The sequence below is a fragment of the Erwinia sp. PME.40.26/001 genome, from assembly GCF_055556675.1.
Map to the genome: position 1 here is coordinate 606,605 of NZ_JBVHNP010000001.1, position 24,971 is coordinate 631,575.

A 24,971-nucleotide genomic window follows, 5' to 3' on the forward strand; every position below is an offset into this window, starting at 1 on the left:
CTGGCGCACCGGGCTTTTTCGTGGCCCTCCGTCAGGCGTGGGTGGTAAAGCGTGATACTGAATTCAACAGGCTTTCTGCCTGATCGCGCAGGGCATTCGCCGCTGAAGAAGACTGTTCCACCAGGGCGGCATTTTGCTGCGTAACGTTATCCATTTCGGTAATGGCTACGCCAACCTGCGAAATACCGCTGTTCTGCTCATCAGAGGCCTGCGCGATCTCATTAAGAATGCCGGTAACGTTCTCGGCTGAAGTGACAATGTCACGCATGGTTCCACCGGCCTGCTCCACCAGCACCGCGCCGGAGTCGATCTGTTTTACCGACGCCTCGATCAGCGTGCCAATCTCTTTGGCGGCCTCTGCGCTGCGCTGGGCCAGGTTTCTGACTTCCGTCGCTACCACGGCAAAGCCCCGTCCCTGCTCGCCCGCCCGCGCCGCTTCAACGGCAGCATTCAGCGCCAGAATATTGGTCTGGAAGGCAATGCTGTTAATGACGGTAGTGATGTCATTAATTTTCACTGAGCTGGCGGTAATGGCGCGCATCGTTTCCGTCACCTGAGTGACGATACTGCCGCCTTTATTGGCAATAGACGCGGTGGTTTGCGCCAGGCTGGTGGAGTGATGGATATTCTGCACGTTATTTTTCACGGTGGCGGTCAGCTGTTCCATGCTGGCGGCCGTTTGCTCCAGCGCTGCGGCCTGCTGTTCCGTCCTTGACGAGAGATCCTCATTACCCGCTGCAATCTCAGCAGAGGCCAGATTGACCTGTGAGACGCCGTTGCGGATATCACTGATAATGCGGCGCAGGTCGTCATTCATACCGCCGACTGCATTCATCAGTTTACCCATCTCGTCACGCCGCGTGGTGGCCATATTCATACTGAGATCGCCGGAGGCAATGCGCCGGGTGAATGTCAGAATGGATGACAGCGGACGGGTGATCTGGCGGGTGATCACCATCGCAATCACAATGCCGGTCACTACGGCGGTCAGCAGGATTGCCACCATCCAGACAACCGCCTGCCGGATATCCTCCTGGGTGGCATCAATTTCCTGTTCGAACAGCTGTGCGCTAATCGAAGTGAGCTTGAGTCCGGCTGCTGCCAGTGACCGGGTGGCTTCCTGTTCCGCCAGGAATGAAGTGCGATAGCTGGCGACCTGTGGTTTTTTCATCTCCAGCGTAGCGACGACGGACTCCAGACGCTCACGCTCTGTGGGCCTCAGTTGAGGTGCCACCGCCTGCAATAACTGAATCGATTCAGTTATAAAGCCTGCCAGTGAATCTTGCGCCGCTTCACTGTTCTGCAGTTCCAGCAGCGTCAGGCGGGTCGCGACGCCATCAAGATGTTTAACCGACTCCGCCAGGGCCGCTGCGGGCGCAGCAAACTCGGGCTGACCGGCATATGCGGCAGAAAGACCGGCTATCGTGTCTCTTTCTTTGCTGACGGACAGCGCAGAGGCGATCTGGCTGCGCTTCTGGGTTTCCAGCACCGTTTCCGCGCGTTTATCGCGATAGGTCGCGATATAGCCGGTCAGGCTGTCGAGCTGCGCTCGTTTTTCCCCGCTCCAGTGGCGCTGTTTCAGTTCATTAATCTGCGCCTCAACCTCCTGCAGGTGCCGGTCGTTGGCGCTGATAAATTGCTCATCGTGTGTTTTGATATATTGCAGGCGGGAATCTTTCGCTAAAGCAAACTGATCGGTCAGTATTTTCAACATCCGCACTTTACCGGCGCGATCGCCAATATCATCCAGACTTTTGATCCCGCAGAGTGCCACGGCAATACTCAGGATCAGAACCAGGCCAAAACCTGACATTAACTTTTTTCCAACGGCCATATTCTCAAAGTAAAAAAACAACTTTTTCATTAAATAAACTTCCTTTGTTGAACGACGCTTGTTTTAGTAAATCGCTCAGTTATCGGCAGCGCAGGGGCGAGAAATAGTTTATTTAGTTACTTTACTATCACCTATTGGTAACAATTTGTTATTGCCACTGAGTTAACAAAAAATTCTTTTTTTTCCTGTTATTATCCTGAATTCCCGACTATGTTTACCGGCCACTGCTCTGTCTTTTTTATTCCTGCGTATAAGGTGACTCATGAATGTAACCGTTGTTGAACATATTTCAGAGTCGGACAAAGAGGATTTGCTGGCCGGATTAAGAAGCTATAACCGCCAGTTTATCAATAAAGATAACTGGGGCGATCTTGGCTTGTTTAGTCGCGGTGATAACGGCGTCCTTCTGGGCGGGCTGATCGCTTCCAGAGTCGGGCTGTGGCTGAATGTTGAATACCTGTGGGTCAGCGAAGCGGCCAGAGGCAGCGGGCTGGGGGCGACGCTGCTCCACACGGCGGAGCGCGAAGGGATTAAAAAAGGGACGCGCCAGGCACTGGTGGATACCTTCAGCTTTCAGGCGCTGCCCTTTTATCAAAAACAGGGCTATCAGTTGCAGATGACCTTAGCGGATTTTCCCGACCCGGGCATACAGCGATATTATCTGACTAAATGTCTGGTGTAGCCCCTGCCAGTATTATCCATACTGTTGCTGATGTTTTTTCCTGCGCGCCAGGTAATCTTTATCGGCGCGAATACTGTCCCAGCAGGCTTTAAACACGGCGGCCGCAGCGGCTTTCTCTTCATTCAGGGTATAAGGCAGAATATTTCCGTCAGCGTCGTATTTCTTACCGCCCTGATGGTTGGCATAGCGGCGGGCGCGCGTGTAACCCATCTGAATAAATTTGCGGGCCATGTCCATGCCAACAAAATCGTCGTTATTCCGGTAGTCTTCAAACATTGCCATAATCTTTTTAGCGGAGGCTTCCGCTATCGCCACCGTTTTAAAACGCCAGTGCGGCAGGATCTCCCCTTTATAGGGCTCCACCATCAGTACGCCCTGCTCCCCGCGCCCGACCTGGTAGTGTTCCGGATGCCTGCGGCAGTCGAGCTGTGTGTAGTCCTTCTGGTAGTCAAACGCCTTCATCTCCGTTCCTTAGCTAAATTAGCCTCGTTCGTTTATCCAGCCTGGCACAGGCTGAACGGCTTTGCCGCCAGACGCACGCGGAATAACTCAGACAGTGATGCTGGTTAGGGTACAGGCGATAGTGATATCTGCTGATTAGCAGCGCAAAGCGGCGCACTAAAGAAGGCAACGCTAAATAAAACAGACATTGCGGCGTTGTACATTATTTGGCGCGTTTAACCGGACACTGTGCTTCTGTCGGTATAAAGTGTCGGCACTCAGGCCGGGCGCGTTTTCTGCTGGTTCCCGGCAATAACCGGCTCCTCTGGCATGTCGAAAGGTTGTTTATTTCCGGCCAGGGAACCGTCAGCGGCACTCTCGCAGCAATAATATTCACCGCCAGTCAGTGAGGTTTTATGTCATTTATCAATGATGTTATGAAGCGCTTAACCAGCGCCACGGCGTCAACTACCCAGGCCGTGTGTCCGGTTTGCGGGCATCGCTCATCCCATGCTGCGATCAAAATTCGTCAACAAAAAACGCTGCTCTGCCCCGCCTGCAAATCCCTGTTTGTCGTTCCCCATTCCTGACCTTGCGATTTGCCGACGCAGACGGCTTAGTGTGACACTGTCACAAAGGAACGTGCTGACGGCAAACGGTGAGCAGCAACTGCCGTAGCCAGCGGTGGGCGGGGTCGACCTCCGATCGCGGGTGCCACATCTGCGACACGGTAATGGGGGCAGTTTTCACCGGCAGTTCAAACATCGCCAGCCAGCCCTCCGGCTGATTAATTAAAAAGGATGCCGGCACCAGCGCCACCAGGTCAGAGGCCCGGGCCACCGCCAGTGCGGCGGGAAAGCCCGGCACCACGGCCTGCACCTTGCGCTGCAGGCCCAGTTCCGCCAGCGACGCATCCACCGGCCCCGTGCTGCGGCCGCTGCGTGAGGCCACGACATGGCCATAAGCCGTATACTGAGTGACGCTGACGTCCGCCTGCTGCGCCAGCGGATGATCCCGGCGGACCACGCCGACGAAACGATCGCGAAACAGCGCCTGAAGGCGAATTTCCGGGCCCATCTCTCCGGCGACGCCAATTTCAATATCCACCAGACCTTCTCGCAGCGGCTTTACGCTCTTTTGCGGTTTTGGAGCAAACCGCAGCCGCACCAGAGGGGCTGCGCTGGCGGTTGCGGCGATCAGCGCCGGACCAAAGGCTTCCACAAAGCCGTCGTTGGCGCGCAGGGTGAACTCACGATCGAGGGTGGCCGGTTCCAGCGTCGTACTGGCGGGCCGCAGCACGGCACGGGCTTCGGTTACGGCACCCCGGGTGCTTTCACGCAGGGCTTCGGCCCGGGGCGTCAGCACCATCTGCCGCCCCGCCCGCACCAGCAGCGGATCGCCGGTCACGCTGCGCAGGCGGCTCAGGGTGCGGCTCATGGCGGAGGCACTGAGCCCCAGACGGCGCGCAGCCGCCGCCACGCTGACTTCGGCCAGCAGGACGTCCAGGGCGATCAGCAAGTTCAAATCAGCTTCAGCCATCTCAGCGCACGCTCGCCGCAAAGCCAGTCGGTGCCATCAAGTGCTCAGTATCCTGCAGGGTCAGCGTCATAAGCGGGTTTTATACCAGGGAAACATCCGCCCGATGATAGCACTGAAAGTGGGTGGTTTGCGAACAGGCACAGCGCGCTGCCGTGCCTGTGATGGCGGCCGGAGGTGGCCCGGCCGGCCGGGCTACAGAGCCAGATCGATAACGATACGCCCCTCAATTTTACCGGCATGCATGCGGGCAAAAATATCGTTGATATTGGCCAGCGGCTCGACGGCGATATTCGCCGCCACCTTGTGGCGACCGGCGAAGTCCAGAGCTTCCTGCAGGTCCTTACGCGTACCCACAATCGACCCGCGCACGGTAATGCCATCCAGCACCATATCGAAAATCGACAGGTCAAACTTGCCCGGCGGCAGCCCGTTCAGCACCATGGTTCCGCCGCGGCGCAGTGTGCCAATGGCCTGCTCAAAGGCTTTGGGCGAGACGGCCGTGACCAGTACGCCGTGTGCGCCGCCGAACGCCTCTTTAAACACCTTCGCCGGGTCAACGTTGCGGGCGTTGGCCGTGACGCTGGCCCCCAGTCGTCTGGCAAAGGCCAGTTTGTCATCATCAATATCGACTGCCGCCACGTTAAAGCCCATGGCCACCGCGTACTGAACCGCCATATGGCCAAGCCCGCCGATACCGGACACCACGACCCAGTCCCCGGCTTTGGCTTCGGTCATTTTCAGTCCTTTATAGACCGTGACACCGGCACACAGAATGGGGGCAATTTCATTAAAATCGATATTGTCCGGCAGGATCCCGACATAGTTAGCATCGGCCAGGCAGTACTCGGCAAAGCTGCCGTTCACCGAATAACCGGCGTTTTGCTGCGAATGGCAGAGGGTTTCCCAGCTGTCCAGGCAGTGTTCGCAGTGGCCGCAGGCGGAGTAGAGCCACGGTACGCCCACGCGGTCGCCCTCTTTAATATGTTTGACGCCTTCGCCGACCGCCACCACATACCCGACACCCTCATGCCCCGGAATAAACGGCGGCTGCGGCTTGACCGGCCAGTCACCTTCGGCGGCGTGCAGGTCGGTATGGCAGACGCCGGTAGCGATGACTTTGACCAGCAGCTGACCCGGTCCCACCTCGGGGATCGGCACCTGTTCAATCACTAACGGCTGACCAAAGGCTTTCACGACGGCAGCTTTCATGGTTTTCATTATGCACTCCTTACGGGAAAACAGGCTTAAAACAGCCCTAACGGTGCTGTGTCATAGCTGACCAGCAGGTTTTTAGTTTGCTGATAGGCGTTCAGTGCCATCTTGTGCGTCTCGCGCCCGACGCCCGACTGCTTGTAACCGCCAAAGGCGGCGTGAGCCGGGTATATGTGATAACAGTTAGTCCACACGCGTCCGGCCTTGATGCTGCGGCCCATGCGATAGGCGAGATTCGAGTCGCGCGTCCAGATGCCCGCCCCCAGGCCAAACTGGGTTTCATTGGCGATGGCCAGCGCCTCCGCTTCATCCCGGAAGCGCGTCACGCCAATCACCGGCCCGAAAATCTCCTCCTGGAAACAGCGCATCTGGTTATCCCCCTGGATAAGCGTCGGCTGGATGTAGTAGCCGCTGTCCAGCTCCGGGCCCAGGCTGGCGCGTTCACCACCTGTGAGAATTTTGCCGCCTTCCAGGCGGGCGATATCGATGTAGGAGAGGATCTTATCGAACTGCTGGCGTGATGCCTGCGCCCCGATCATCGTCTCTGTGTCCAGCGGGTCACCGCGTTTGATGGTGGCGACTTTTGCCATCACTTTTTCCATAAAGGGTGCATAGATCGCTTCATGGATCAGGGCGCGTGACGGGCAGGTGCAGACTTCGCCCTGGTTGAAGAAGCCCAGCACCAGCCCTTCTACCGCTTTATCAATGAAATCAGGCTCCCCGTTCATCACATCGGCAAAGTAAATGTTCGGTGATTTACCGCCCAGCTCCACGGTGCAGGGAATGATGTTTTCCGCCGCACAGGCCATAATATGGCGGCCTACCGGCGTTGAACCGGTAAAGGCAATCTTGGCGATACGCCGGCTGGTGGCCAGGGCTTCTCCGGCTTCCCGGCCAAAGCCCTGCACGACATTGAGCACCCCGGGCGGGAAGAGATCCCCGACCAGTTCCAGCAGCAGCGTGATCGCCAGCGGTGTCTGTTCAGCGGGCTTCAGCACCACGCAGTTACCGGCTGCCAGCGCCGGGGCCAGCTTCCAGGCCGCCATCAGCAGCGGGAAGTTCCACGGGATAATCTGCCCGACCACGCCCAGCGGTTCGTGGAAGTGATAAGCAACGGTTTTCTCATCAATCTCGGCGGCGCTGCCTTCCTGCGCGCGCAGACATCCGGCGAAGTAGCGGAAGTGATCCACGGCCAGCGGCAGGTCCGCATTGAGGGTTTCGCGGATCGGTTTCCCGTTGTCCCAGCTCTCTGCCACAGCCAGGTATTCCAGGTTCGCTTCGATCCGGTCCGCCAGCTGCAACAGCAGGTTGGAACGGTGCTGAACGCTGGTTTTTCCCCAGGCGTCCGCTGCACGGTGTGCGGCATCCAGCGCGGCGTCAATATCACGGGCATCGGAACGTGGAAACTGTGCAATGTCACTGCCGTTCACCGGCGAGGTATTCATAAAATACTGGCCGCTCAGCGGTTCGACGAATTTGCCATCAATGAAGTTGCCGTAGGCGGCCTTAAAGGACACCAGGGCTCCGGGCGTGCCGGGATGGGAATAACGCATCGCAAAATCCTCTTGTAGGGGGTTCTCAGAGAGATAATCAACCGCGCCGTACTGTTGTTCATACGTTGTCACGGTTGAACGATCCCTGTTGCATATGGCGTGCCAGTTTCGGGACGATATGTCACCGTTTATAATGATGTTAAAAATCAGCAGGATGGGCTGTTCTTATTATCAGTAACGGGAAGTTTGAGAGCGAAATTCCGCAACTGTGTTGCAAATCGCAACACCCTGAATACCAGATAGCTACAATGTCGCAACACTCTGACGACGGTATGAGGTTATCAATGCAGGGATTTTCGTCACCGGCCATTCCCTCCGCGATCGCGCCCGATCCCCTTCTGAGCGACTCCTGGTTTCGCAGCCAGCTATACGGTCTGGATCGCCTTTCCGATGATTTTCCCCGACTGCGTCAGGGGGAACTGGCGGATGTGCTGGCCCACCACGCCACGCTGCAGCAGTTTGCCCGGCCTGCCATCCATGCCCTCGCCGAAAAAGTGGCCGACAAGCAGGCCGTGGTGATCCTCTCCGACGCCAGCGGTCTGGTCCTGAACACCTTTGGCGATATGCAGGCGCTGAAAAAAGCCGAACGTTTTGCACTGGCACCCGGTAATTTATGGAGCGAGTGCGGGCGCGGCACCAATGCCATCGGCACGGCGCTGGCCATTGATGACTGCTGTGAAATCGACGGTCAGCAGCATTTTCTCACCCGTAACCAGGGCCTGTACTGCGCGGCCATTCCGCTGCAAACCCCCGGCGGGCAGGTCGCCGGGGTACTGGATATTTCCGGTCCGGCGCATTTTGCCCATCCGCATACGCTGGCATGGATCAATGAGGCAGCCAGACAAATTGAGTATCTTTGGGTGAAGCAGACCCTGCATCCTGACCAGTGGCTGATGAGCCTGCATCTGCAGTTGCAGGGGCTGGACCGGGCTGAAGAGCTGTTACTGGTGTTTTCTGACAATATTCTGATGGCGGCCAACCGTGTCGCGATGCGTGAGCTGACGCTGCGCGCTGAACAGATGGGCAGCCTGACCTTTCAGCAGCTCTTCCCGCATCTGCAACAGCACGCTAATCAGGTCCCGCAGTCCCTGACCACCTGTGATGCACAACGTTATTTTTTCCGCCTGCGAGCCCCGGCACGTCGCCACGTTCCTGCCCTGCAGACCGGAGCCTGCCCTCTCCCGCTGCCGCTGCGTGACGGCGGAGATAAGCTGGTGCGCCTGTTGAATGCCGGGGTATCTCTCTGCGTACAGGGCGAAACCGGCAGCGGCAAAGAGTATGTCAGCCGGATGCTGCATCAGCAGAGTCGCTGGCGTCAGGGGAAATTTGTTGCCATTAACTGCGCAGCGATCCCCGAATCGCTGATCGAATCGGAACTGTTTGGCTATCAGCCGGGGGCCTTTACCGGTGCCAGCAAGAACGGCTATATCGGTAAAATTCGCGAAGCCGACGGCGGGGTGCTGTTTCTGGATGAAATTGGCGATATGCCGCTGGCGCTGCAGACCCGTCTGCTGCGTGTTTTACAGGAAAAAGAGGTCGCTCCGCTGGGATCAAGCCGCAGCTGGCCGGTAAATTTTGCTGTGATCTGCGCGACGCACCGCAACCTGCCCGCGCGGGTCGCCAGCGGTGAGTTCCGCGAAGACCTGCTCTACCGTCTGCAGGAATTTTCACTGACTCTGCCCCCCCTGCGCGAGTGGCCGGAACTGCCCGCCTTTATTCTGCAGCTCTGGCAGGAAATGGGTGGGGAACAGCGGGGCATCGGTCTGTCGCCGCGGCTGCTGGCTACCCTGACACAGCAGGCGTGGCCGGGAAATGTCCGGCAGCTGCGCAGCGTGCTGAAGGTGTTACTGGCGCTGGCAGATGATGACACCCAGCTGGATGCGGACAGTCTGCCGCCGGAGTATCAGCATTGTGCTGCCCCACCGCGCCCCGCACTGCAACAGCATGACGACGCCCTGATTGCGGCAACGCTGCAACGCTTTAACGGCAACGTCAGTAAAACGGCGGAGGCACTGGGGGTGGCGCGCAGCACGCTCTACCGGCGGGCGGCGCGCCAGTCTTGCGGAGATTAACCGTCCAGCAGCGTGGTGCCGTAAGAGTTATCGATAGTGCAAAGCCAGCCGCCGTCCGGCTCCTGACGAAAGACATAGGTGGCCCGGCGCGTGGTGGTGACGGTTCCTCCCGCGCCGTCAGGATAGTGCAGGACCGTTTCCATTATCACCAGGGCGTTTCCGCTGCCTTCGATGACCTGCATCTCGCCCTGCTCTACCCTGAGCTGGCCTTGAAAGTGGTCGGCAATCGCCACAAAGGCCCGGCGAATGGCATCGTGCCCCTGCACAATCATCCCGGGTTTCACCACCAGGCTGGCATCAGCGGCATACCAGCCCATCAGGCTGTCAAAATCCCGGGCGGTGATCGCCCGGTCACAGGCTTCTATGATGCGTCGTATCGGGTGTGAATTCACGTTAATGGCTCCTGACGGATAAGGTTGGTTTTTCACCCTGTCATAACGGTGCCAGAAAACAAGGGATTTACCCCTTTTTTCTGTTTGTCTCAGGCTGCGCTCAACCCCTGCCTCAGCCTCCCGGCGCTCTGTTGCAGCTGTTGTGCCGGACTGCGGCCAATCAGCACGAACTGATATCCCCCGGCGTGCCACCAGGCAAGGTTCATCCCGTGACGCCGCTCCGCCTGTATCTCGGTTTCATTTTCATGCTTTTCACGCGAGACGCAGAGTGCCACCGGCCCCCACTGGGCATGTTCCCAGGCGATCTGCACGATGCTGGTATCGTCATAGCGCAGCAGCCGCACGCTTTTCAGCGCGGCATTGTGTAACGCCAGCTGTTCCGCGCTGAGCTGCAGGCCCATCTGCTGCGAGGTGCGTTCCAGCGCCCGCGCAATCAGCGGCGCGGAGCTGTCCACGTCGGCCAGCGTTTGCGGGCTGTAGAGGGACATATACCCGGCTTCCAGGTCGCGGATCTTCTCGCTTTCACGCTGCGCCCCATCGGGCCGGGCAAAATAGCCGAGGCTGGAGCCGATCGCGAGGAAACTCAGCGAGGCGGCAATCAGCGCCCGTCGGCTGACCTGTCCGGTGGCTGCCGGGGCGGGCGATTGCGCCAGCAGGCGATCGAGGTCTTTCTTCATCTGCGCCGCCGGTGCCGCCGCCAGCAGCGGCTCAAAGGCCGCTTCAAACGGCTGGTTGCTCTTCATCAGGGCGGCGGTGCGGGCGGACAGCGTCTGATCACGCTTCAGCTGCTGCTCAAAGTCCTGCATCTCGTCTGCGCTCATCTCACCGTCCAGCCACGCGGTAATCGCTTCATCGCTCCAGGGGGCGCTTAACCGTTCTCTGTTCACAGGCGTTTCTCCTTTACGGTCGCTGTACCGGTTTCGGCTCGTGCCAGCGTAGTCCTTGCCGCCGCCAGACGGCTCATAATGGTGCCGATCGGTACGGTCAGCGTGTCAGCTGCTTCCTGATAGGTAAAACCTTCAACGTAGACAAGGAACACGGCATTCCGCTGCGCCTCGGGCAGTCTGGCCACGCGCTGCATCACCTGCTGATAGTGCAGATGGTTATCGTCATGCTGCCAGGTGTCCGGGGCATAAAGCTCGTCGCTGTCGACAAATCCCTGCCCCTGGCGCACGCGCTGCGCGCGCAGATCGTTGATCCACACCGAATGCAGCAGCGTAAATAACCAGCGGTCGATGCGCGTACCGGGGGTAAACTGTGCGCTGCGCTCAAGCGCCCGGACGCAGGTGGTCTGCACCAGCTCCCGGGCCACCTCGTTGTTACGGGACAGCACCATCCCGTAGCGCCACAGGCGCGTAAGATGGTCTGCCAGATGATGGCGGACTTCGCTGCTGGTCATGTTTTCTTCTCCAGGCCGCCGGCCGTTCAGGACTCAGGGTGGCCGTTAATCGCCGCCTGTAAATCCCGGTACTCTTCACAGTTCACCCCGCACAGGGAGCGAATAACCGCCAGCTGCTCGCGCGCCAGGTCAGGACGCCCTTTGATCATCCATGCCTCACCGAGGTATTCGCGTACCCGGGCATAGTGTGGATCGAGCGCTATCGAGCGCTGATAATAGCCTATCCCCTCATCCGTACGCCCTGATTTCCGCGTGGCATAGCCACGATAATTCCATGCCTCGCGGGTATCCGGATTTTTAAGCCTGTCCAGCAGATTCAGCGCGGCCTGATAATCGCCCTTCTTCGCCAGGTGGTAGGCGTAGCGGGTTTTATCCTCATCGCTGAGGCGGCTGGTTTTTTCCACGACGCACTGCCTGCGGGGACTGTCATACACCTGACCTTTCGGGCAGTCCGGGGTTTTGCTCTCGCTATTGTCATCACCCATGGCCTGCGCCAGCGGTGCGTGCAGGGTAAACAGCAGCGCCGGAAGCGTCATCAGTAACATCATTTTTTTCATGGTCGTTATCCTGTCAGGAAGCGGAAGTGTTGCGAACGGGCAGCATTCGGCGCAGGACGCTGTCGCGCAGAACATAGTGATGGAACAGTGCGGCAAGCGCGTGTGCGCCCGCCAGAATAATCAGCGCCCACGCCACATTGTCGTGCCAGCCTGCCAGCTGATGGCGTCGGCCGGGATCGACGGCGATCCACGCAGGGATATGAAACAGACCGAAGAAGGTAAAGGGCTCCTGCTGCGCCCAGCGCAACATAAAGCCGAGGCCTGTCTGCGTGAACAGCAGAAGATACAGCGCCCCGTGGACGGCGAGCGCGGCAACACGTGACAGGCGCGATCCTGCTGCAGGTGGCAGGGCAAAGCGCGCCCGGTGCTGGCTGAAGATACGCCACAGCGGACGGATAACCATGACGGTCGCCAGCAGAATGCCGCAGGAGATATGCACTGACTGTAAGCCTTTACGCAGCGGCGTCCCGCGCTCCAGCAGCGCCCAGATATGCGCTGATGCAAACAGAAAGATAACGCTGCCGGCGGTGAGCCAGTGCAGCGCCAGGGTCAGAGCGTCATAGCGCTGACGCAGGGGCCGTGAGGGAGGTAATGACATCGCGAGGGTTTTCCTGTCGCAGTGGAAGATGTTCAGTTAACACCTGAGGACGGTGTTCTATTCGAAAAAAGTGTCACCTTTTTTGGCCGACAGCGTGGGCAAGAGAGTGTGCGGCATTGCCCCGGCCCGGGCATAAAGTCCGCTGCTGTTTTTTCATTTTCCGCGATAATTGAATAACAGGCTTTTGCCTATTTATAAGTAAATAAACTCAGAGGGTAATTAAATTAAACGTTAAGTAAGTAAATTAATTTAGGGATTTGATTTAAATATAATAAATAGTTATTAACTTTTCGTTAAATTGAGCCTAAAATATGCGCTCAATTTGTTAACCTATATTGATGCCTTATTTAATATGTCTAACTTTAAAAGAACGATCCCCCTGCTTTCGCTGTCAGCAGTGCTGGTGTGCACCAGTACCTGGGCTGAAACTCCTGCCACGGAAAAAACCGATGTCCTGCTGATCGGCGGCGGTATTATGAGCGCCTCTCTGGGTACCTGGTTACAGGAACTTCAGCCGGGCTGGAAACAGCTGATGGTAGAGAAGCTGGACGGCGTGGCGCTGGAATCCTCTAACGGCTGGAATAATGCCGGTACAGGTCACTCCGCCAATATGGAGCTCAATTACACGCCCGAGCGTCCGGATGGTTCTATTGATGTGTCTAAGGCACTGGACATTAACGAACAGTTTATGATTTCCCGTCAGTTCTGGACGGCCCAGGTCAAACGCGGCATCCTGAACAACCCGCACTCATTTATTAACTCTACGCCGCATATGAGTCTGGTCTGGGGTGACACCAACGTTAACTACCTGACCAAGCGCTATGAAGCGCTGCAGCAGACCACCCTGTTCCAGGGCATGAAGTTCTCCACCGATCAGAATCAGATCAAACAGTGGGCACCGCTGACCATGCAAGGCCGCGATCCGCAGCAGAAAGTCGCGGCGACCTGGACCCCGGTGGGTACCGACGTCAACTACGGTGAAATTACCCGTCAGCTGATCGGCAGCCTGAAGAAAGATAAAAACTTCCAGCTGGAAACTTCCGCTGAAGCGACCGATTTCAAACGTAACCCGGATAACTCCTGGCATGTGACCATCACCGATGTCAAAACCGGTGAAGAGCACGCAGTCGATGCCAAATATGTGTTTATCGGTGCGGGTGGCGGCGCGCTGAAGCTGCTGCAGAAAACCGGCATTCCGGAAGCGGATAACTACGCAGGCTTCCCGGTAGGCGGTTCCTTCCTGGTGACTGAGAACCCGGAAATCACCAAACTGCACACTGAAAAAGTGTACGGTCAGGCTTCCGTGGGCGCGCCGCCGATGTCCGTACCTCACCTGGACGCCCGCTTCCTCGACGGCAAACGCGTGGTGCTGTTTGGGCCGTTCGCGACCTTCTCCACCAAGTTCCTGAAAAATGGTTCGCTGTTCGATCTGTTAAGCACCACCACCACCAGCAACTTCATGCCAATGACCCACGTTGGTATGGATAACTTCGACCTGGTGAAATACCTGATTGGTCAGGTGATGCTGGATGACAACGACCGTTTTGAAGCACTGAAAGAGTACTACCCCGCCGCGCGTAAAGAAGACTGGAAGTTAATTCAGGCAGGCCAGCGCGTTCAGATCATCAAAAAAGATGAAGAAAAAGGCGGCGTGTTGAAACTGGGTACGGAAATTGTGACCGATCAGCAGAAAACCCTGGCGGCCCTGCTGGGTGCTTCCCCGGGTGCTTCCACGGCGGCTCCTATTGCGCTGAACGTGATGAAAAAACTGTTCCCTGAGCAGTTTAACTCTCCGGAGTGGCAGAGCAAGATCCGCACTATCGTGCCGAGCTATGGCCAGCAGTTAAACGGCAACAGCGCGCTGACTCAGCAGGTGTGGGATGATACCGCCGCCACCCTGCAGCTGGTTAAGCCACCGGTTATCGATATGGATCACAACAAGCAGGCAGACGCCCCTTCTCAGCCAGAGAAGCGCGCCGACAACCCGCAGCACGACATGGCACTGTAAGCGCCTTCTGACGTGAAAAAGGCCGATCCTCAGGATCGGCCTTTTTTATGCGCTGAATACGGGGATGCACATCATCCCGCGCTGTTCTGACTGTCCGTTGCTTCCGTAAAAGCGGGTTTGGTGCGGGTCACCGAGTAAGCCACCTTTTTGACTTTACCGGGTACGGTGGTGATTTCCACCGGCGGGATGGTCACGCGGCCCAGGCCGAACAGCGTCTGCACGTAACCGCCCACCTGATGCTTGCCGGGTTCGACAAATACCACCCGTTTCTCACCCCGTTTGAGGACCCCCGCTTCCGTCCCGTCAATGGTTAGCGTGATGGAAGAGCCATCATCTGCACGGGTCACGATATGCGAAACATCAATCTGCGTCGGGCCGCTGCTGAAAGGTGCCACGGCCTGAGTGCTTTCTGCCGCTGAAATTTTCTCGTCCTTCACCGGTGCCGCCGCAGCAGGTGCCGTCTCTTCGACGGGGACCGGCGCGCTGGCGGTCGCAGCGGGGGCGTCGGCTGACGGTGAGGTGACTGGCGCTTCGGCCGTGCTGGCCGGTGTCTCTGTGGTCGCCGCCGCTGGCGTGACGGGCTCTGTAACGGCACCCGGTGCGGTGATCGGCTGCGTCTGCACCGGCTGTTCGACAGGTGTTGGCTGCGCGGTGTCTGCCGACGGCGTTGATTCTGCCGGCTGGGCAGGCGGGACAGGTTGTGCAGCCTCTACCGGCTGTGCAGATTCTGCCGGTTGTGCGGTGGCAACGGGCGCAGTGGCGGCCTCCGTCACCGGGGCCTGCGTGGACGCCGGTTTAAAAGCAGCACATCCGGTCAGCGTGGTGGCGGCAACGACGGCTGCCAGCGTAAAACGATACAACATTATGGCGAATTCTCCTCGGCCGAATTTGGCGCAGCTATCATAACGCCCCTCTGTGCCTGAATACAGCTTAGGCGGATCGGTATCCTCTGAATTACACTCTCTTTACGCTATGACTACAGGAGGACTTTATGTACGGACCCCATCCGGACGAGAAACATCCCTTACCTGACTTCCCTCAGGTCTGTTTTATTAAAAACAGCGTCACCCGTCCCAATATCATCATTGGTGATTACACCTATTACGACGACCCGGAAGGTGCAGAGAACTTTGAGCGCAACGTGCTCTATCACTACCCGTTCATCGGCGATAAGCTGATTATTGGTAAGTTTTGCGCCCTGGCGCGCGGGGTGAAATTTATCATGAATGGGGCCAATCATAAGACCTCCGGCCTCTCTACCTTCCCTTTCTTTATCTTCGGCAACGGCTGGGAAAGTGCTGCGCCGCAGCCCGGTGACCTGCCGTATAAAGGCGACACCCGCGTGGGTAATGATGTCTGGATCGGTTATGACTGCCTGGTGATGCCCGGCGTCACCCTCGGTAACGGCGCGATTATCTCGTCACGTTCAGTGGTGGTGTCTGATGTTCCTGCGTACAGCATTGTGGGAGGAAATCCGGCAAAGGTGATCCGTCAGCGTTTCAGCGATGAAGTGATTGTTGAGCTGGAAAACATTGCCTGGTGGGACTGGCCGCCAGAGAAGATCACGCAGAATCTGGCGGCGATAACGTCCGGGGATATTGCGCGCTTAAAGGCGCTTCAGAGCGCATCATAGAACGTTTCACGGGTCGACCTTTTCATTGGTCGGCCCTTCCGTGCTGACGTGGCTGCGAGCCTAAGCCCTAAGTACTCACCTGTTTTATTGCTTATTTGCGCATTTGATTTAAGTCACGTACCACTAAAATAGTCTGATTACACACGCTTTTTACTTCCGAACTCTGACTATAAGGTCTCTTTGCGTGGCAAAAATCTTCTTACGCAGCGGTAATCTTGACGCTGTTCTCGCTCTGGGTGAGAACGGACAGCCGGTATATCTTTCGGCTTTGCAACTGCGCGAAACCCTGCGCCTGAGAAAACAGTCGCAGGTTGCCGACTGTCTGGCGATCCCCCAGCCTGACGACGCAGGCACCCGCCTGGACTGGTACTCACCGGTGGCAGGTAAGGTGACCTCCTGGGCCGCCGCCAGCAACAGCGCGCGTACCGCCGCGCTCAGTCAGCTGCAGGCCTGCCAGACCGCCATTGCGGAAATCGGTGAACGTGCCCGGCAGTCTGATAAGCCCAGCCAGAAACTGTTTGGCGCCCTGCTGAATAAAGCCCTGCAGTTCCCTGACCAGAACTACGTGTATCTGGTGGGCGGTAAACCGGTGATCACCTTCTGGGGGTTTGTCAGCCTGGATAAAAAATCCCGCCAGGACGTATTTGACTGCCTGCAGATTGAGGACGATGAGCCCAAACCGGGTCTCTCCCTGCTGGCCCCTGCCCCCGTGGCAACGCCGCTGTCGGTTGCTGCCTCCGTCTCCCCGGTGATTGCACCGCTGATTACGCCTGAACCCGCCGCTGCGGCGACGGTTCCTGTCCCTCCACCGGTGGTTGTTCCGCCGATGCCCGCGCTGGACATTATCGATGAGCCAGAAGACGTTGCAGATGAAACGCCGTCCGCTGCGCTGCCGGTGAAGCCAAAGGTGAATATCTGGCTGCGCTATGGCTGGGTGCTACCTGCAGTGGCACTGCTGGTGGTGTTTGGTTTCCAACTGAAAAAAGGCAGCGACAAACCGGCAGAAGTGGCACCGGACGCACCGGTGGCCCGAGCAACCCCGTCGGTACCGGCGGTCACGCCGGCTGTTACCCCGGCGATCGCCCAGCCTGCCCCGGTCGCAGACGTTAAACCGACAACCTTACCGCTGGCGGCGGCCGTGATTGCTCCAGTCACGCCTGCCCCTGCTCCTGCACCGGCACCAGCCGTGGAAACCGTCGCGGAGGCGCGTCCCGTTGCCCGGGACGATCTGGTCCTGCCGGGTGATGCGGTCAAACTGGGTTCAACCAAGTTCCTTAACGGCAGCTGGCGCGTCCTGGTGCAGAAAAACCTGCCGACCGGTACCCCGCCGATGCTCAAGTATCAGATGAAGAATGGCAAAGGCACCGCGCGCATTACTCAGGGTGACGGCGTCAGCTGTAAGGTGGAGGTCTTCGCCGGGCTGATGTCCTCCGGTAACCTGGTGATCAACAGCCGCACTAAAGCGCGCTGCAGCGATGGCTCCCGCTATCAGATGCCGGAGCTGGTGTGTAAACAGGGCCTGACCGGCCCTGCCGAGTGCAGCGGTAGCTATAACGCCGATACGGTGTTGCCGATGACCATGAAGCGTGAGAGTAAATCATAATGCTGGCGACAATTGCGGATTTTAAACCAAACATGACGCTGGTGCAGAACAGCGGCGTCCAGTTCCTCGACTTTGCCCTGATACCGGATCTCAATGCTGACTGGCCGGGCAAATTTGTCCGTCAGACCGCCAACGGCCCGCTGCTGCGCCTGAATTACCATGCGCAGACCGGAAAATACCTGCTGCCGCAGGCCGCAGGCAGCAGCCCGGAAGTGGTGAAGCCTGAGTTCAGTTTCCCGCTGGCCCAGTCGCTGACACTGCTTAACGGCCAGTGGCTGCCGCTGCCGTTTTTCCGCTTTAACCCGCCGCGAACGTTTATCGGCGGCCCGGATAACTGGGCGCGCGTGCGCGTGGTGGCGCTGGATAAACCGGATGCCAGTGGCAACAGCCACCGCGTGGTGCTGGCGTTCGATACCAAAGTCTGGGCAGATGGCGAAGATGAGTCGCTGGCGCTGAATGAAAATGATGTGAAAAATGGCGTCAGCTTTGCGCTGGCGCACCGCAGCGACGAACTGGGAGAATTCCTCGATCACACCTGGGTGGACGGCTGGCTGCGTGAAGCCTTTACCCAGGCCGCCTCGGCACTGGAACTGCGTCCGCAGGTCAATATCAAAGCTGCCCTGCGTGAGTTTGAGTATCAGGCGCACTATCTAAATATCCTGCATCTGCTCGGGCAGCAGCTCTCCATTCCTGAACTCAAAATCAGCGCGGCGACGCTGCAGGAGCCAGCGATTGCTGTCGATCTGATCCTCGACGTGGGTAACTCCCACACCTGCGGCATTATGGTGGAAGATCATGTCGATGATCACCAGGGCCTCAAGCACACCTACGAATTACAGATGCGAAATCTCAGTGAGCCGCATCAGCTCTATAACGAGCTGTTTGAAAGCCGCGTGGAATTTGCCCAGGCCAGCTTCGGTAAGCAAAACTTTTCGCTGGAAAGCGGCCGCGACGACGCCTTTATCTGGCCGTCGATTACCCGCGTGGGACGTGAGGCGGGCCAGCTGGCGCTCCAGCGCCTGGGGACCGAAGGGGCAACCGGCCTTTCCAGCCCGCGCCGTTATCTGTGGGATGAAGAGAGTTACACCCCCGGGTGGCGCTTCAGCCGCACACCGGGCAATCTGCAGCAGGAGCCGCTGGCCACCGCACTGCCGCTGACCTATCTGATCAACGATGAAGGCCAGCCTCTGTACACGATTCCGCTGGAAGAGCGCCTGCCGGTGTTTGCCCCGCATTACAGCCGCAGCTCGGTGATGAGCCTGATGCTCTCCGAACTGCTGGCGCAGGCGCTGCTGCAGATGAACAGCCCCTTACAGCGGCAGAAGATGCTGCACAGCAGCGCGCCACGCCAGCTGCGCAATATCATCCTTACCCTGCCCTCGGCCATGCCGAAGCCGGAGCGGGAGATCTTCCGCCGCCGCATGCTGGAGGCTATCGCCCTGGTGTGGAAATCAATGGGCTGGCACCCGATGGATGACGATTTCACTCACGCGGAAGATAAAGCGAAAAGCAGCGTACCGGTTCCCGACGTGCAGATGGAGTGGGATGAGGCCACCTGCGGCCAGATGGTCTATCTGTATAATGAAACGCAGGTTAACTTTGGCGGCCGCGCTGAGGCGTTCTTTGCCAGCATGGCGCGCCCGGATCGCGCCCGCGCCGCTGATGAACCGGCAGGAAAAACCCTGCGTATCGCCTCGATTGATATCGGCGGTGGTACCACTGACCTGGCCATCACGCAGTACCGTCTGGACGATGGCGTGGGCAACAACGTTAAAATTATGCCCCGCCTGCTGTTCCGCGAAGGCTTTAAGCTGGCGGGTGACGATATTTTGCTGGATGTGATCCAGCTGTACGTCCTGCCCGCCTTACAGGCTGCCTTTAAGCAGGCAGGCATGGTCAACCCGGAAGCGGTGATGACCCGGCTGTTTGGGCACGAAGGCCGTCTTGACGGGCACTCCACCCTGCGGCAGCAGGTCACACTACAGATCTTTATTCCGTTAGGTCAGGCGATCCTCGAAGCTTATGAAACGTTCGACCCGCTTGATTTGACCGCTGAAATTGACGCGCGCTTCGGTGAGCTGCTGGCCCAGGCACCGACGGAAAAGCTGCTCGACTACATCAACCGGGAGATCCAGCGCGAACTGCCGGGCGAAGCGAAAGGCTTTGATATCCTGGCGGTGCCGCTGATTGTTCGCCTCAGCAAGCTGCACGCCGAGTTCCTGTCGCCGCGCATGAATATCACCCACAGTCTGCGGTCGATGTCAGAGGTGGTGGCGGTATACGACTGCGACGTGCTGCTGCTGACCGGCCGCCCTTCACGCTTCCCCGGCGTGCAGGCGCTGTTCCGCCACCTGCAACCGTTGCCGGTGAGCCGTATTCTGTCGCTGGATGGCTACCACACCAACGACTGGTATCCCTTCAATAAGCAGGGAAAAATCGAGAACCCGAAATCGACGGCGGCGGTGGGGGCGATGCTCTGCCTGCTGTCGCTCGATCTGCGCCTGGCCAACTTCTGGTTTAAGGCCGGTGACTTCCAGCCCTACTCGACCATTCGCTATCTGGGGATGCTGGACGGTACCGGTGCGCTGACGTCCGACAATGTCTGGTACAGCGATATCGACCTGGATCAGCACGGTTTTACCCTGGATGTGCGCAGCCGCTTCCAGGTGCGGGGGGCGATCACCCTCGGTTTCCGTCAGCTGGACAATGACCGCTGGCCCGCCTCGCCGCTCTATACGCTGACTATCGTCGACCCGCAGCTGGCGCGCAGCGTCGCCGGGGATAAAGTATTACGTATCAAACTGGCGGTCAGCCGTCCGTTTGGAGAGTTTGGCCCGGAACGATTTGATATCGCCGATGCCGTCCTGGACGACGGCAGCCAGGTGCCGCTGGAGCACCTGCGCCTGCGCCTGAATACGCTGGCCAGCGGGGCCTCGGGTATGGCGCATTACTGGATAGACAGCGGGAGCGTCTTTAAGAAATGAAATCTCTCAATAAAATCCTGACCGCACAGGCCAATAAAAAGCGTGATGCCCTGACCCAGGGTATTGAGCAGGCGCTCGCCTGGCTGGACGTTAACCGCCAGCAGGCCCCGCGTCTGAATATGGAAGCCGACCGTCTGGCGATCAAGCTTCTGCGTCAGCACAATCATGCCAGCGTACTGGCACGTAATACGCCGCAGAATTGCGCCATCGGGCTGTTTGGCCTGGCGCAGGCGGGTAAGTCCTACCTGATCAATGCCCTCGCCGCCAGCGAAAAAGGCCGCATGGAGTGCGCGCTGGGCAACAGCGTGCTCGATTACGCCAGCCAGCTTAATCCTCAGCAGCATACTGCCAACCTGGTACAGCGTTTCAGCGGGCAGCAGCAGAGCAGCGACAGCAGCTGGCCGGTTCAGCTGGATCTGCTGACCGAATGTGAACTGGTCGCGGTGCTGGCGCTGCAGTACGCACAGCGCGGTGGCGACGTTGCCGCGCCGCTGGATGAATCCCAGCTGGGCGATCGGGTGCAGAACGTGGCGATGTACCGCCAACCCGAACCGGTCGACGGGATCAACCGTCATCAGATGGTTGCACTGTGGGACGGCCTGAATATCAGCCTGGCGCGCAGCAGCGCGCTGGACAGCCACTTCTGGCCGCAGGCCGTCGAGCTGGCACCGCTGCTGGGCGTGGACGATCGTGCCCGCCTGTTCTCTCTGCTGTGGGGCGAAGATCGTCAGCTCACCGCCCTTTACCGCCAGCTGGCACACGTTCTTCATCACCTTGCCTGCGTAACGCGGGTGCTGGCACCGTTAAGCGTGCTGGATGAGCCCTCTTACAGCCTGCTGAACAGCACCGGCGTCAGCCAGTTTAACGCCACAGCCGACCTGACGTTGCAGGTGGTACCGCGCCATGCGGGCCGCAGCCTGGCACCGGTCAGCGTGGCGCTGGCGGAACTGACCTTGCTCAGCCGGGAAGTGCTGCTGCCCCTGTACAGCGCACCGCGTGAGGCGCTGTTCAGTGAAGTCGATCTGCTCGACTTCCCGGGCTTTATTGATTTAACCGTACTGCCTGACGATGAGCAGCATGAGCTGGCGCTGGAGTTTTTACAGGCCCGACGTCCGTTCCTGCTGCAGCGTGCCGCCGTTGAACAGGATGTCACCCATCTGCTGGTTTGCAGCGCCTCGGTACACCGGAATGAAACCCGCCGTACTGGCCGCCTGCTCGATTTCTGGGTTAAGCAGACCCAGGGGGAAACCACTGCCCTGCGCAGCGGGCGTAAACCAGGACTGATCTGGGCCATGACGCCGTTCGATCAGCGCATTACCCACGGTCATAACCACGATGCGGCGGTACAGCGTTTCGTGGGTAACCCCGGTGATGCCTGGGGGGCGATGCTGGCGATGGATGAGAAAGGGGTACAGCGCATGGCCGGGTATCTGGTCAATGAGGTTCGTGCTGACAGCAAGCTTGCCCGCATTGCCGCCCAGCGCGTGGAGATCCAGCGTGAACTGTGTGACAACCTGCTCGGGCGCTGGTATCAGGCGGCCGAAGGCGAAGACCCGGCGGAGCGTCTGCGCATCGCCGAAAGCCTGCTGAAAGCCCTGCAAACCCGTACCGGGGTTCACGGTGAACTGTTAGAGCGGCTGGTGCCCGTGCGCGATACCCTGCGTCACCTGTTCCTGCAGCGCCAGCTCCGTACCGAACGGACGGCCGCCGATGAATACAGCATCAGCGAAGACGATCCCTTCGGCATCGGCATGACCATTGATCTGTTGAGCGACGAGCCGCTGACGGCCGTACAGACCAGCTATCACAGTGTGCCGGTCGTCGACCAGGAGGCGGAATTCGCGCAGAGCGTCTATCGTCACTGGGTTAATCAGCTGCGCCTGCTGCCGGATAACGCGCCGCTGCTGGAATTGCTGGGCGTCAGCAAACCCACGCTGGAGATGCTGACCGAAGAGCTGATCACCGCCAGCGTCCGTCAGGAGCTGGAAGGTGCGCTGGTGCGGGTGCTGGCAGACAGCGATGCTCAGGGACTGCCTGCCGAACAGATCGCTGACCGTCAGGTCTCACGGGCGCTCAGCGTACTGGGTGATTTTGTCGCCTGGCTGGGCTTCCAGCAGTTGCCGGAGGCTCAGCGACCTGACAGCCGCATCAATCGCGGGCAGAAGATTTTTGCCAAGCCGGAGGCGCAGACCGTTAATCTGGGTCCGGGGCAGCGTCTGACGCGGTTGGCATTAAAGCCCAACAACCATGCTGCGTTTTACATCTATGACTGGCTGGTGGGGCTCAATGAGATGATTGTGCAGAACGCCGGCTATGCCGCCTCACGCGAAATCAGCCAGGAGCAGCGTGAGAAGCTGGCACAGATTTTAAAACTGATCCGCCGTTAATCCCCGGGGGGCTTGGCGCTGACGCGCACGCTGAAAGCCCCGCCGGTTTCCTCTTCGGCCTCCTGCATGACCTGCAGGATCCGCAGCAGCGCTGCCTGCTGCGGGTGGCCGTTAAGGTGGCGCAGGGTAATTCGCACCGGCAAAGGAATGCCTGCCGTTAACATATCCCATAGCGCATCCAGATTGTCACCGAAATAACACAGGTCGAACTTGCGGGCAAACTGTCGGTAAAATTCACCGGCACTGCCGATATGTTGTAAATCAAACGTCACCCTTTGCATCTCAGTTCACCTGTTGAAAGTGACGATAGTGGTCACGGGTGACGTAAATCAGACCGTCGCTGGAATAGAGCAGGCGATCCGCACCGCGTCGCCCGCAGGCGTAGTTAACGTCCGCCTCGAACCAGCGCCGGCTGCTTTTCTGCGGCAGGCCCCCTTCCCGGTTGCTGAAGCGATCGCCGCCGATCGCCCGCCCCGGCAGCACCTGACACAGATTGCCTTTAGACGGATCCCAGCCCTGCTGACGTGCTTCCCCTTTGCGGATGTAGTAGCCAGGAAGCTGGCGATGCTGACGCAGATAGTCTGCCACGCGCTGCTGTTGTGTCAGCACGCTGATGTCATCGCCCGGGGACTGGGGCGCAGATACCGGCGTTGAAGTCGGGACGGCGGATTGCTGCGGTTGCCCGTGTTCGCGCAGCCCGGCATAGCTGGCCACCAGCGCCAGGATGGCGGCAATAATCAGTTTCTTATTCATGGGCGCAGTTTAGCAAACGGTGAACGACAGGCGTAGAAGAAAACGCAGCGGCTTCGTCGGGAGGCCGCGCGTCAGGAAGGGATTATTTCTCCGCGTAATGTTTCATGTTTTCCGGCGTTACCAGCTCGAACGGGATCCAGTGATAGGACTCCACCTTCTCCCCTTTTATCATGCGCTGGGCCACCGCCACTGAGGCTTTACCCTGACCGACCGCATCCTGAAAAACCGTCACCTGCATCTTGCCGGAGGCCATCGCTTTCAGTCCGTCCGGTGTCGCATCGATACCCCCCACCAGCACGCTGCCCTTTTTCTTGCCCGACTGGTCAAGTGCCATAATGGCCCCGATGGCCATTTCATCATTGTTAGCCGCGACGATATCGATCGCTTCACCGTTGGTGATCCAGCTCAACATCAGGTCCATACCCTCGCTGCGGGAGTAGTTTGCCGTCTGCTTCTGGACCACTTTCATTTTCGGGTATTTAGCCACCACCTGCTCCACGTCCCGGGTGCGCTGCAGTGCGCCCGCGTCACTGAGGTTACCAATCATCACGCCGACATTGCCCTGATAATTGGCCAGACGCGCCAGCGCTTCCATCTGCAGCGTTCCCGACTGTTTTTCGTCGGAGCCGACAAATACCACGCCCGGCGGCAGTGTCTTATCGCCCGGCGTGCGGTTGACATAGACCAGCGGAATGTTTGCCTGACTGACCAGTTTCGTCATGGCCGGTGTCCCGGCAGAGTTTACCGGATCAACAATTATGGCATCCACTCCGGCGCTGATGAAGGCCTGTACCTGATCCGTCTGGCGGCCTACATCCCCGCGCGCATCTTCGAACTGCACGGTGATGCCACGCGCCTGGGCTTCCTTATCGATGGCCTGGCGGATAATCGTCAGGAAGTTTTGATCGAAATAGGCCATCGACACGCCAATGGTTTCCGCCATAGCGGACGAAGAGCAGCTTAACGCCGCGACAAGCAGCAGTTTTTTTATCGTTTTCATGATCATCTCCAGAGGCAGCAACGTATCTGCGGCTGGAAAAATGAAATGCTACAACCGCATGTTGAGGATAATGAAATAAATGATTTTTCAGCAATCGAAATTTAACGGAATCGTAACATTCATCACGCTTTAGGAAGGGGAAAAAGCCGGTAAAAATATTTATCGCTTACGGACTGGCGCTTTTGCTACCTGAGGCTATTCTTACGGCCGGGATCGTTGCTGGTTCCGTTAATGGTGCAGATTATACCACCCGGTGTATACCGGGTATTTTTTACCGGCCGTACATTTCTGTTTCTCCCCCACCTGCTATCCCCCCCCACCGCG

22 protein-coding genes are annotated in these 24,971 nt (G+C 58.5%); 8 read left to right on the plus strand and 14 right to left on the minus strand.

Annotation, left to right across the window (positions count from 1 at the left end; all coding sequences use genetic code 11):
- Positions 1–31: 31 nt before the first annotated feature.
- Entirely contained in the window at positions 32–1,864 is a 1,833-nt protein-coding gene (locus ACZ3HG_RS03120; protein WP_465331802.1) for a methyl-accepting chemotaxis protein, read from the minus strand.
- A 232-nt stretch (positions 1,865–2,096) separates the two neighbouring features.
- Between ACZ3HG_RS03120 and ACZ3HG_RS03125 the strand changes: the two genes are divergently transcribed.
- Positions 2,097–2,516 carry a GNAT family N-acetyltransferase gene (locus ACZ3HG_RS03125; protein WP_465331804.1) on the plus strand — a complete coding sequence of 140 codons (420 nt, stop codon included), beginning with the start codon at positions 2,097–2,099 and terminating at the stop codon, positions 2,514–2,516.
- A 12-nt stretch (positions 2,517–2,528) separates the two neighbouring features.
- Here ACZ3HG_RS03125 and ACZ3HG_RS03130 read toward each other — a convergent pair whose 3' ends face one another.
- Positions 2,529–2,978 (minus strand): DUF4385 domain-containing protein, encoded by a 450-nt coding sequence (locus tag ACZ3HG_RS03130; protein WP_191932389.1) that lies wholly within the window; start codon positions 2,976–2,978, stop codon positions 2,529–2,531.
- Between the two features lie 395 nt (positions 2,979–3,373).
- Between ACZ3HG_RS03130 and ACZ3HG_RS03135 the strand changes: the two genes are divergently transcribed.
- Complete coding sequence (locus ACZ3HG_RS03135) at positions 3,374–3,547, plus strand: YnfU family zinc-binding protein (protein ID WP_274604273.1); 174 nt, start codon at positions 3,374–3,376, stop codon at positions 3,545–3,547.
- 40 nt (positions 3,548–3,587) lie between these two features.
- Here ACZ3HG_RS03135 and ACZ3HG_RS03140 read toward each other — a convergent pair whose 3' ends face one another.
- From ACZ3HG_RS03140 to exaC, 3 genes are all read right to left on the minus strand, one after another.
- Entirely contained in the window at positions 3,588–4,496 is a 909-nt protein-coding gene (locus tag ACZ3HG_RS03140) for a LysR family transcriptional regulator (protein WP_465331806.1), read from the minus strand.
- A 192-nt stretch (positions 4,497–4,688) separates the two neighbouring features.
- Positions 4,689–5,714, minus strand: coding sequence for an alcohol dehydrogenase AdhP (adhP, locus tag ACZ3HG_RS03145; RefSeq protein ID WP_191932391.1), 1,026 nt, complete (start codon positions 5,712–5,714; stop codon positions 4,689–4,691).
- A gap of 26 nt (positions 5,715–5,740) precedes the next feature.
- Positions 5,741–7,261 (minus strand): acetaldehyde dehydrogenase ExaC, encoded by a 1,521-nt coding sequence (gene exaC / locus ACZ3HG_RS03150; RefSeq protein ID WP_191933093.1) that lies wholly within the window; start codon positions 7,259–7,261, stop codon positions 5,741–5,743.
- A gap of 284 nt (positions 7,262–7,545) precedes the next feature.
- On the opposite strand from exaC, the gene ACZ3HG_RS03155 reads away from it, so the two are divergent.
- Entirely contained in the window at positions 7,546–9,333 is a 1,788-nt protein-coding gene (locus tag ACZ3HG_RS03155; protein WP_191933094.1) for a sigma-54-dependent Fis family transcriptional regulator, read from the plus strand.
- Here the strand turns inward: ACZ3HG_RS03155 and ACZ3HG_RS03160 are convergent.
- The 5 genes from ACZ3HG_RS03160 to ACZ3HG_RS03180 form a co-directional block, all read right to left on the minus strand.
- On the minus strand, positions 9,330–9,725 hold the full coding sequence (locus tag ACZ3HG_RS03160) for an SgcJ/EcaC family oxidoreductase (protein ID WP_191935870.1): 396 nt from the start codon (positions 9,723–9,725) through the stop codon (positions 9,330–9,332). The two genes, ACZ3HG_RS03155 and ACZ3HG_RS03160, sit on opposite strands and share 4 nt — an antisense overlap.
- A gap of 89 nt (positions 9,726–9,814) precedes the next feature.
- Positions 9,815–10,612: an anti-sigma factor gene (locus ACZ3HG_RS03165; RefSeq protein WP_191932393.1), complete on the minus strand. Its 798-nt coding sequence runs from the start codon at positions 10,610–10,612 to the stop codon at positions 9,815–9,817.
- On the minus strand, positions 10,609–11,124 hold the full coding sequence (locus ACZ3HG_RS03170; RefSeq protein ID WP_191932394.1) for a sigma-70 family RNA polymerase sigma factor: 516 nt from the start codon (positions 11,122–11,124) through the stop codon (positions 10,609–10,611). Before ACZ3HG_RS03170 ends, ACZ3HG_RS03165 begins: the two co-directional genes overlap by 4 nt.
- Positions 11,125–11,150: 26 nt before the next feature.
- Positions 11,151–11,681 carry a tetratricopeptide repeat protein gene (locus ACZ3HG_RS03175; RefSeq protein WP_465331810.1) on the minus strand — a complete coding sequence of 177 codons (531 nt, stop codon included), beginning with the start codon at positions 11,679–11,681 and terminating at the stop codon, positions 11,151–11,153.
- Between the two features lie 13 nt (positions 11,682–11,694).
- Positions 11,695–12,279 (minus strand): cytochrome b, encoded by a 585-nt coding sequence (locus ACZ3HG_RS03180; protein ID WP_465331812.1) that lies wholly within the window; start codon positions 12,277–12,279, stop codon positions 11,695–11,697.
- Between the two features lie 352 nt (positions 12,280–12,631).
- Between ACZ3HG_RS03180 and mqo the strand changes: the two genes are divergently transcribed.
- Positions 12,632–14,287 carry a malate dehydrogenase (quinone) gene (mqo, locus tag ACZ3HG_RS03185; RefSeq protein ID WP_191932397.1) on the plus strand — a complete coding sequence of 552 codons (1,656 nt, stop codon included), beginning with the start codon at positions 12,632–12,634 and terminating at the stop codon, positions 14,285–14,287.
- A gap of 71 nt (positions 14,288–14,358) precedes the next feature.
- Here mqo and ACZ3HG_RS03190 read toward each other — a convergent pair whose 3' ends face one another.
- Positions 14,359–15,150 carry a hypothetical protein gene (locus ACZ3HG_RS03190; protein ID WP_465331814.1) on the minus strand — a complete coding sequence of 264 codons (792 nt, stop codon included), beginning with the start codon at positions 15,148–15,150 and terminating at the stop codon, positions 14,359–14,361.
- A 128-nt stretch (positions 15,151–15,278) separates the two neighbouring features.
- Here ACZ3HG_RS03190 and ACZ3HG_RS03195 point away from each other — a divergent pair, with 128 nt between their 5' ends.
- From ACZ3HG_RS03195 to ACZ3HG_RS03210, 4 genes are all read left to right on the plus strand, one after another.
- Positions 15,279–15,920 carry a Vat family streptogramin A O-acetyltransferase gene (locus tag ACZ3HG_RS03195; RefSeq protein WP_191932399.1) on the plus strand — a complete coding sequence of 214 codons (642 nt, stop codon included), beginning with the start codon at positions 15,279–15,281 and terminating at the stop codon, positions 15,918–15,920.
- Between the two features lie 184 nt (positions 15,921–16,104).
- Positions 16,105–17,523, plus strand: coding sequence for an SrfA family protein (locus tag ACZ3HG_RS03200; RefSeq protein WP_465331816.1), 1,419 nt, complete (start codon positions 16,105–16,107; stop codon positions 17,521–17,523).
- Positions 17,523–20,507 carry a virulence factor SrfB gene (locus ACZ3HG_RS03205; RefSeq protein WP_465331818.1) on the plus strand — a complete coding sequence of 995 codons (2,985 nt, stop codon included), beginning with the start codon at positions 17,523–17,525 and terminating at the stop codon, positions 20,505–20,507. Before ACZ3HG_RS03200 ends, ACZ3HG_RS03205 begins: the two co-directional genes overlap by 1 nt.
- Positions 20,504–22,894, plus strand: coding sequence for a virulence factor SrfC family protein (locus ACZ3HG_RS03210; RefSeq protein WP_191935865.1), 2,391 nt, complete (start codon positions 20,504–20,506; stop codon positions 22,892–22,894). The genes ACZ3HG_RS03205 and ACZ3HG_RS03210 overlap by 4 nt, the downstream gene beginning before the upstream one ends.
- On the opposite strand, the gene ACZ3HG_RS03215 is transcribed toward ACZ3HG_RS03210, so the two are convergent.
- The 3 genes from ACZ3HG_RS03215 to ACZ3HG_RS03225 all read right to left on the minus strand — a co-directional run bounded on the left by ACZ3HG_RS03215 (position 22,891) and on the right by ACZ3HG_RS03225 (position 24,647).
- A complete protein-coding gene (locus tag ACZ3HG_RS03215) occupies positions 22,891–23,175 on the minus strand; it encodes a barstar family protein (protein ID WP_191932403.1) in 285 nt (94 codons plus the stop codon). The two genes, ACZ3HG_RS03210 and ACZ3HG_RS03215, sit on opposite strands and share 4 nt — an antisense overlap.
- Before the next feature lies 1 nt (position 23,176).
- Complete coding sequence (locus tag ACZ3HG_RS03220) at positions 23,177–23,647, minus strand: ribonuclease domain-containing protein (protein ID WP_465331820.1); 471 nt, start codon at positions 23,645–23,647, stop codon at positions 23,177–23,179.
- An 82-nt stretch (positions 23,648–23,729) separates the two neighbouring features.
- Positions 23,730–24,647 carry a substrate-binding domain-containing protein gene (locus tag ACZ3HG_RS03225; protein WP_465331822.1) on the minus strand — a complete coding sequence of 306 codons (918 nt, stop codon included), beginning with the start codon at positions 24,645–24,647 and terminating at the stop codon, positions 23,730–23,732.
- Positions 24,648–24,971 lie beyond the last annotated feature (324 nt).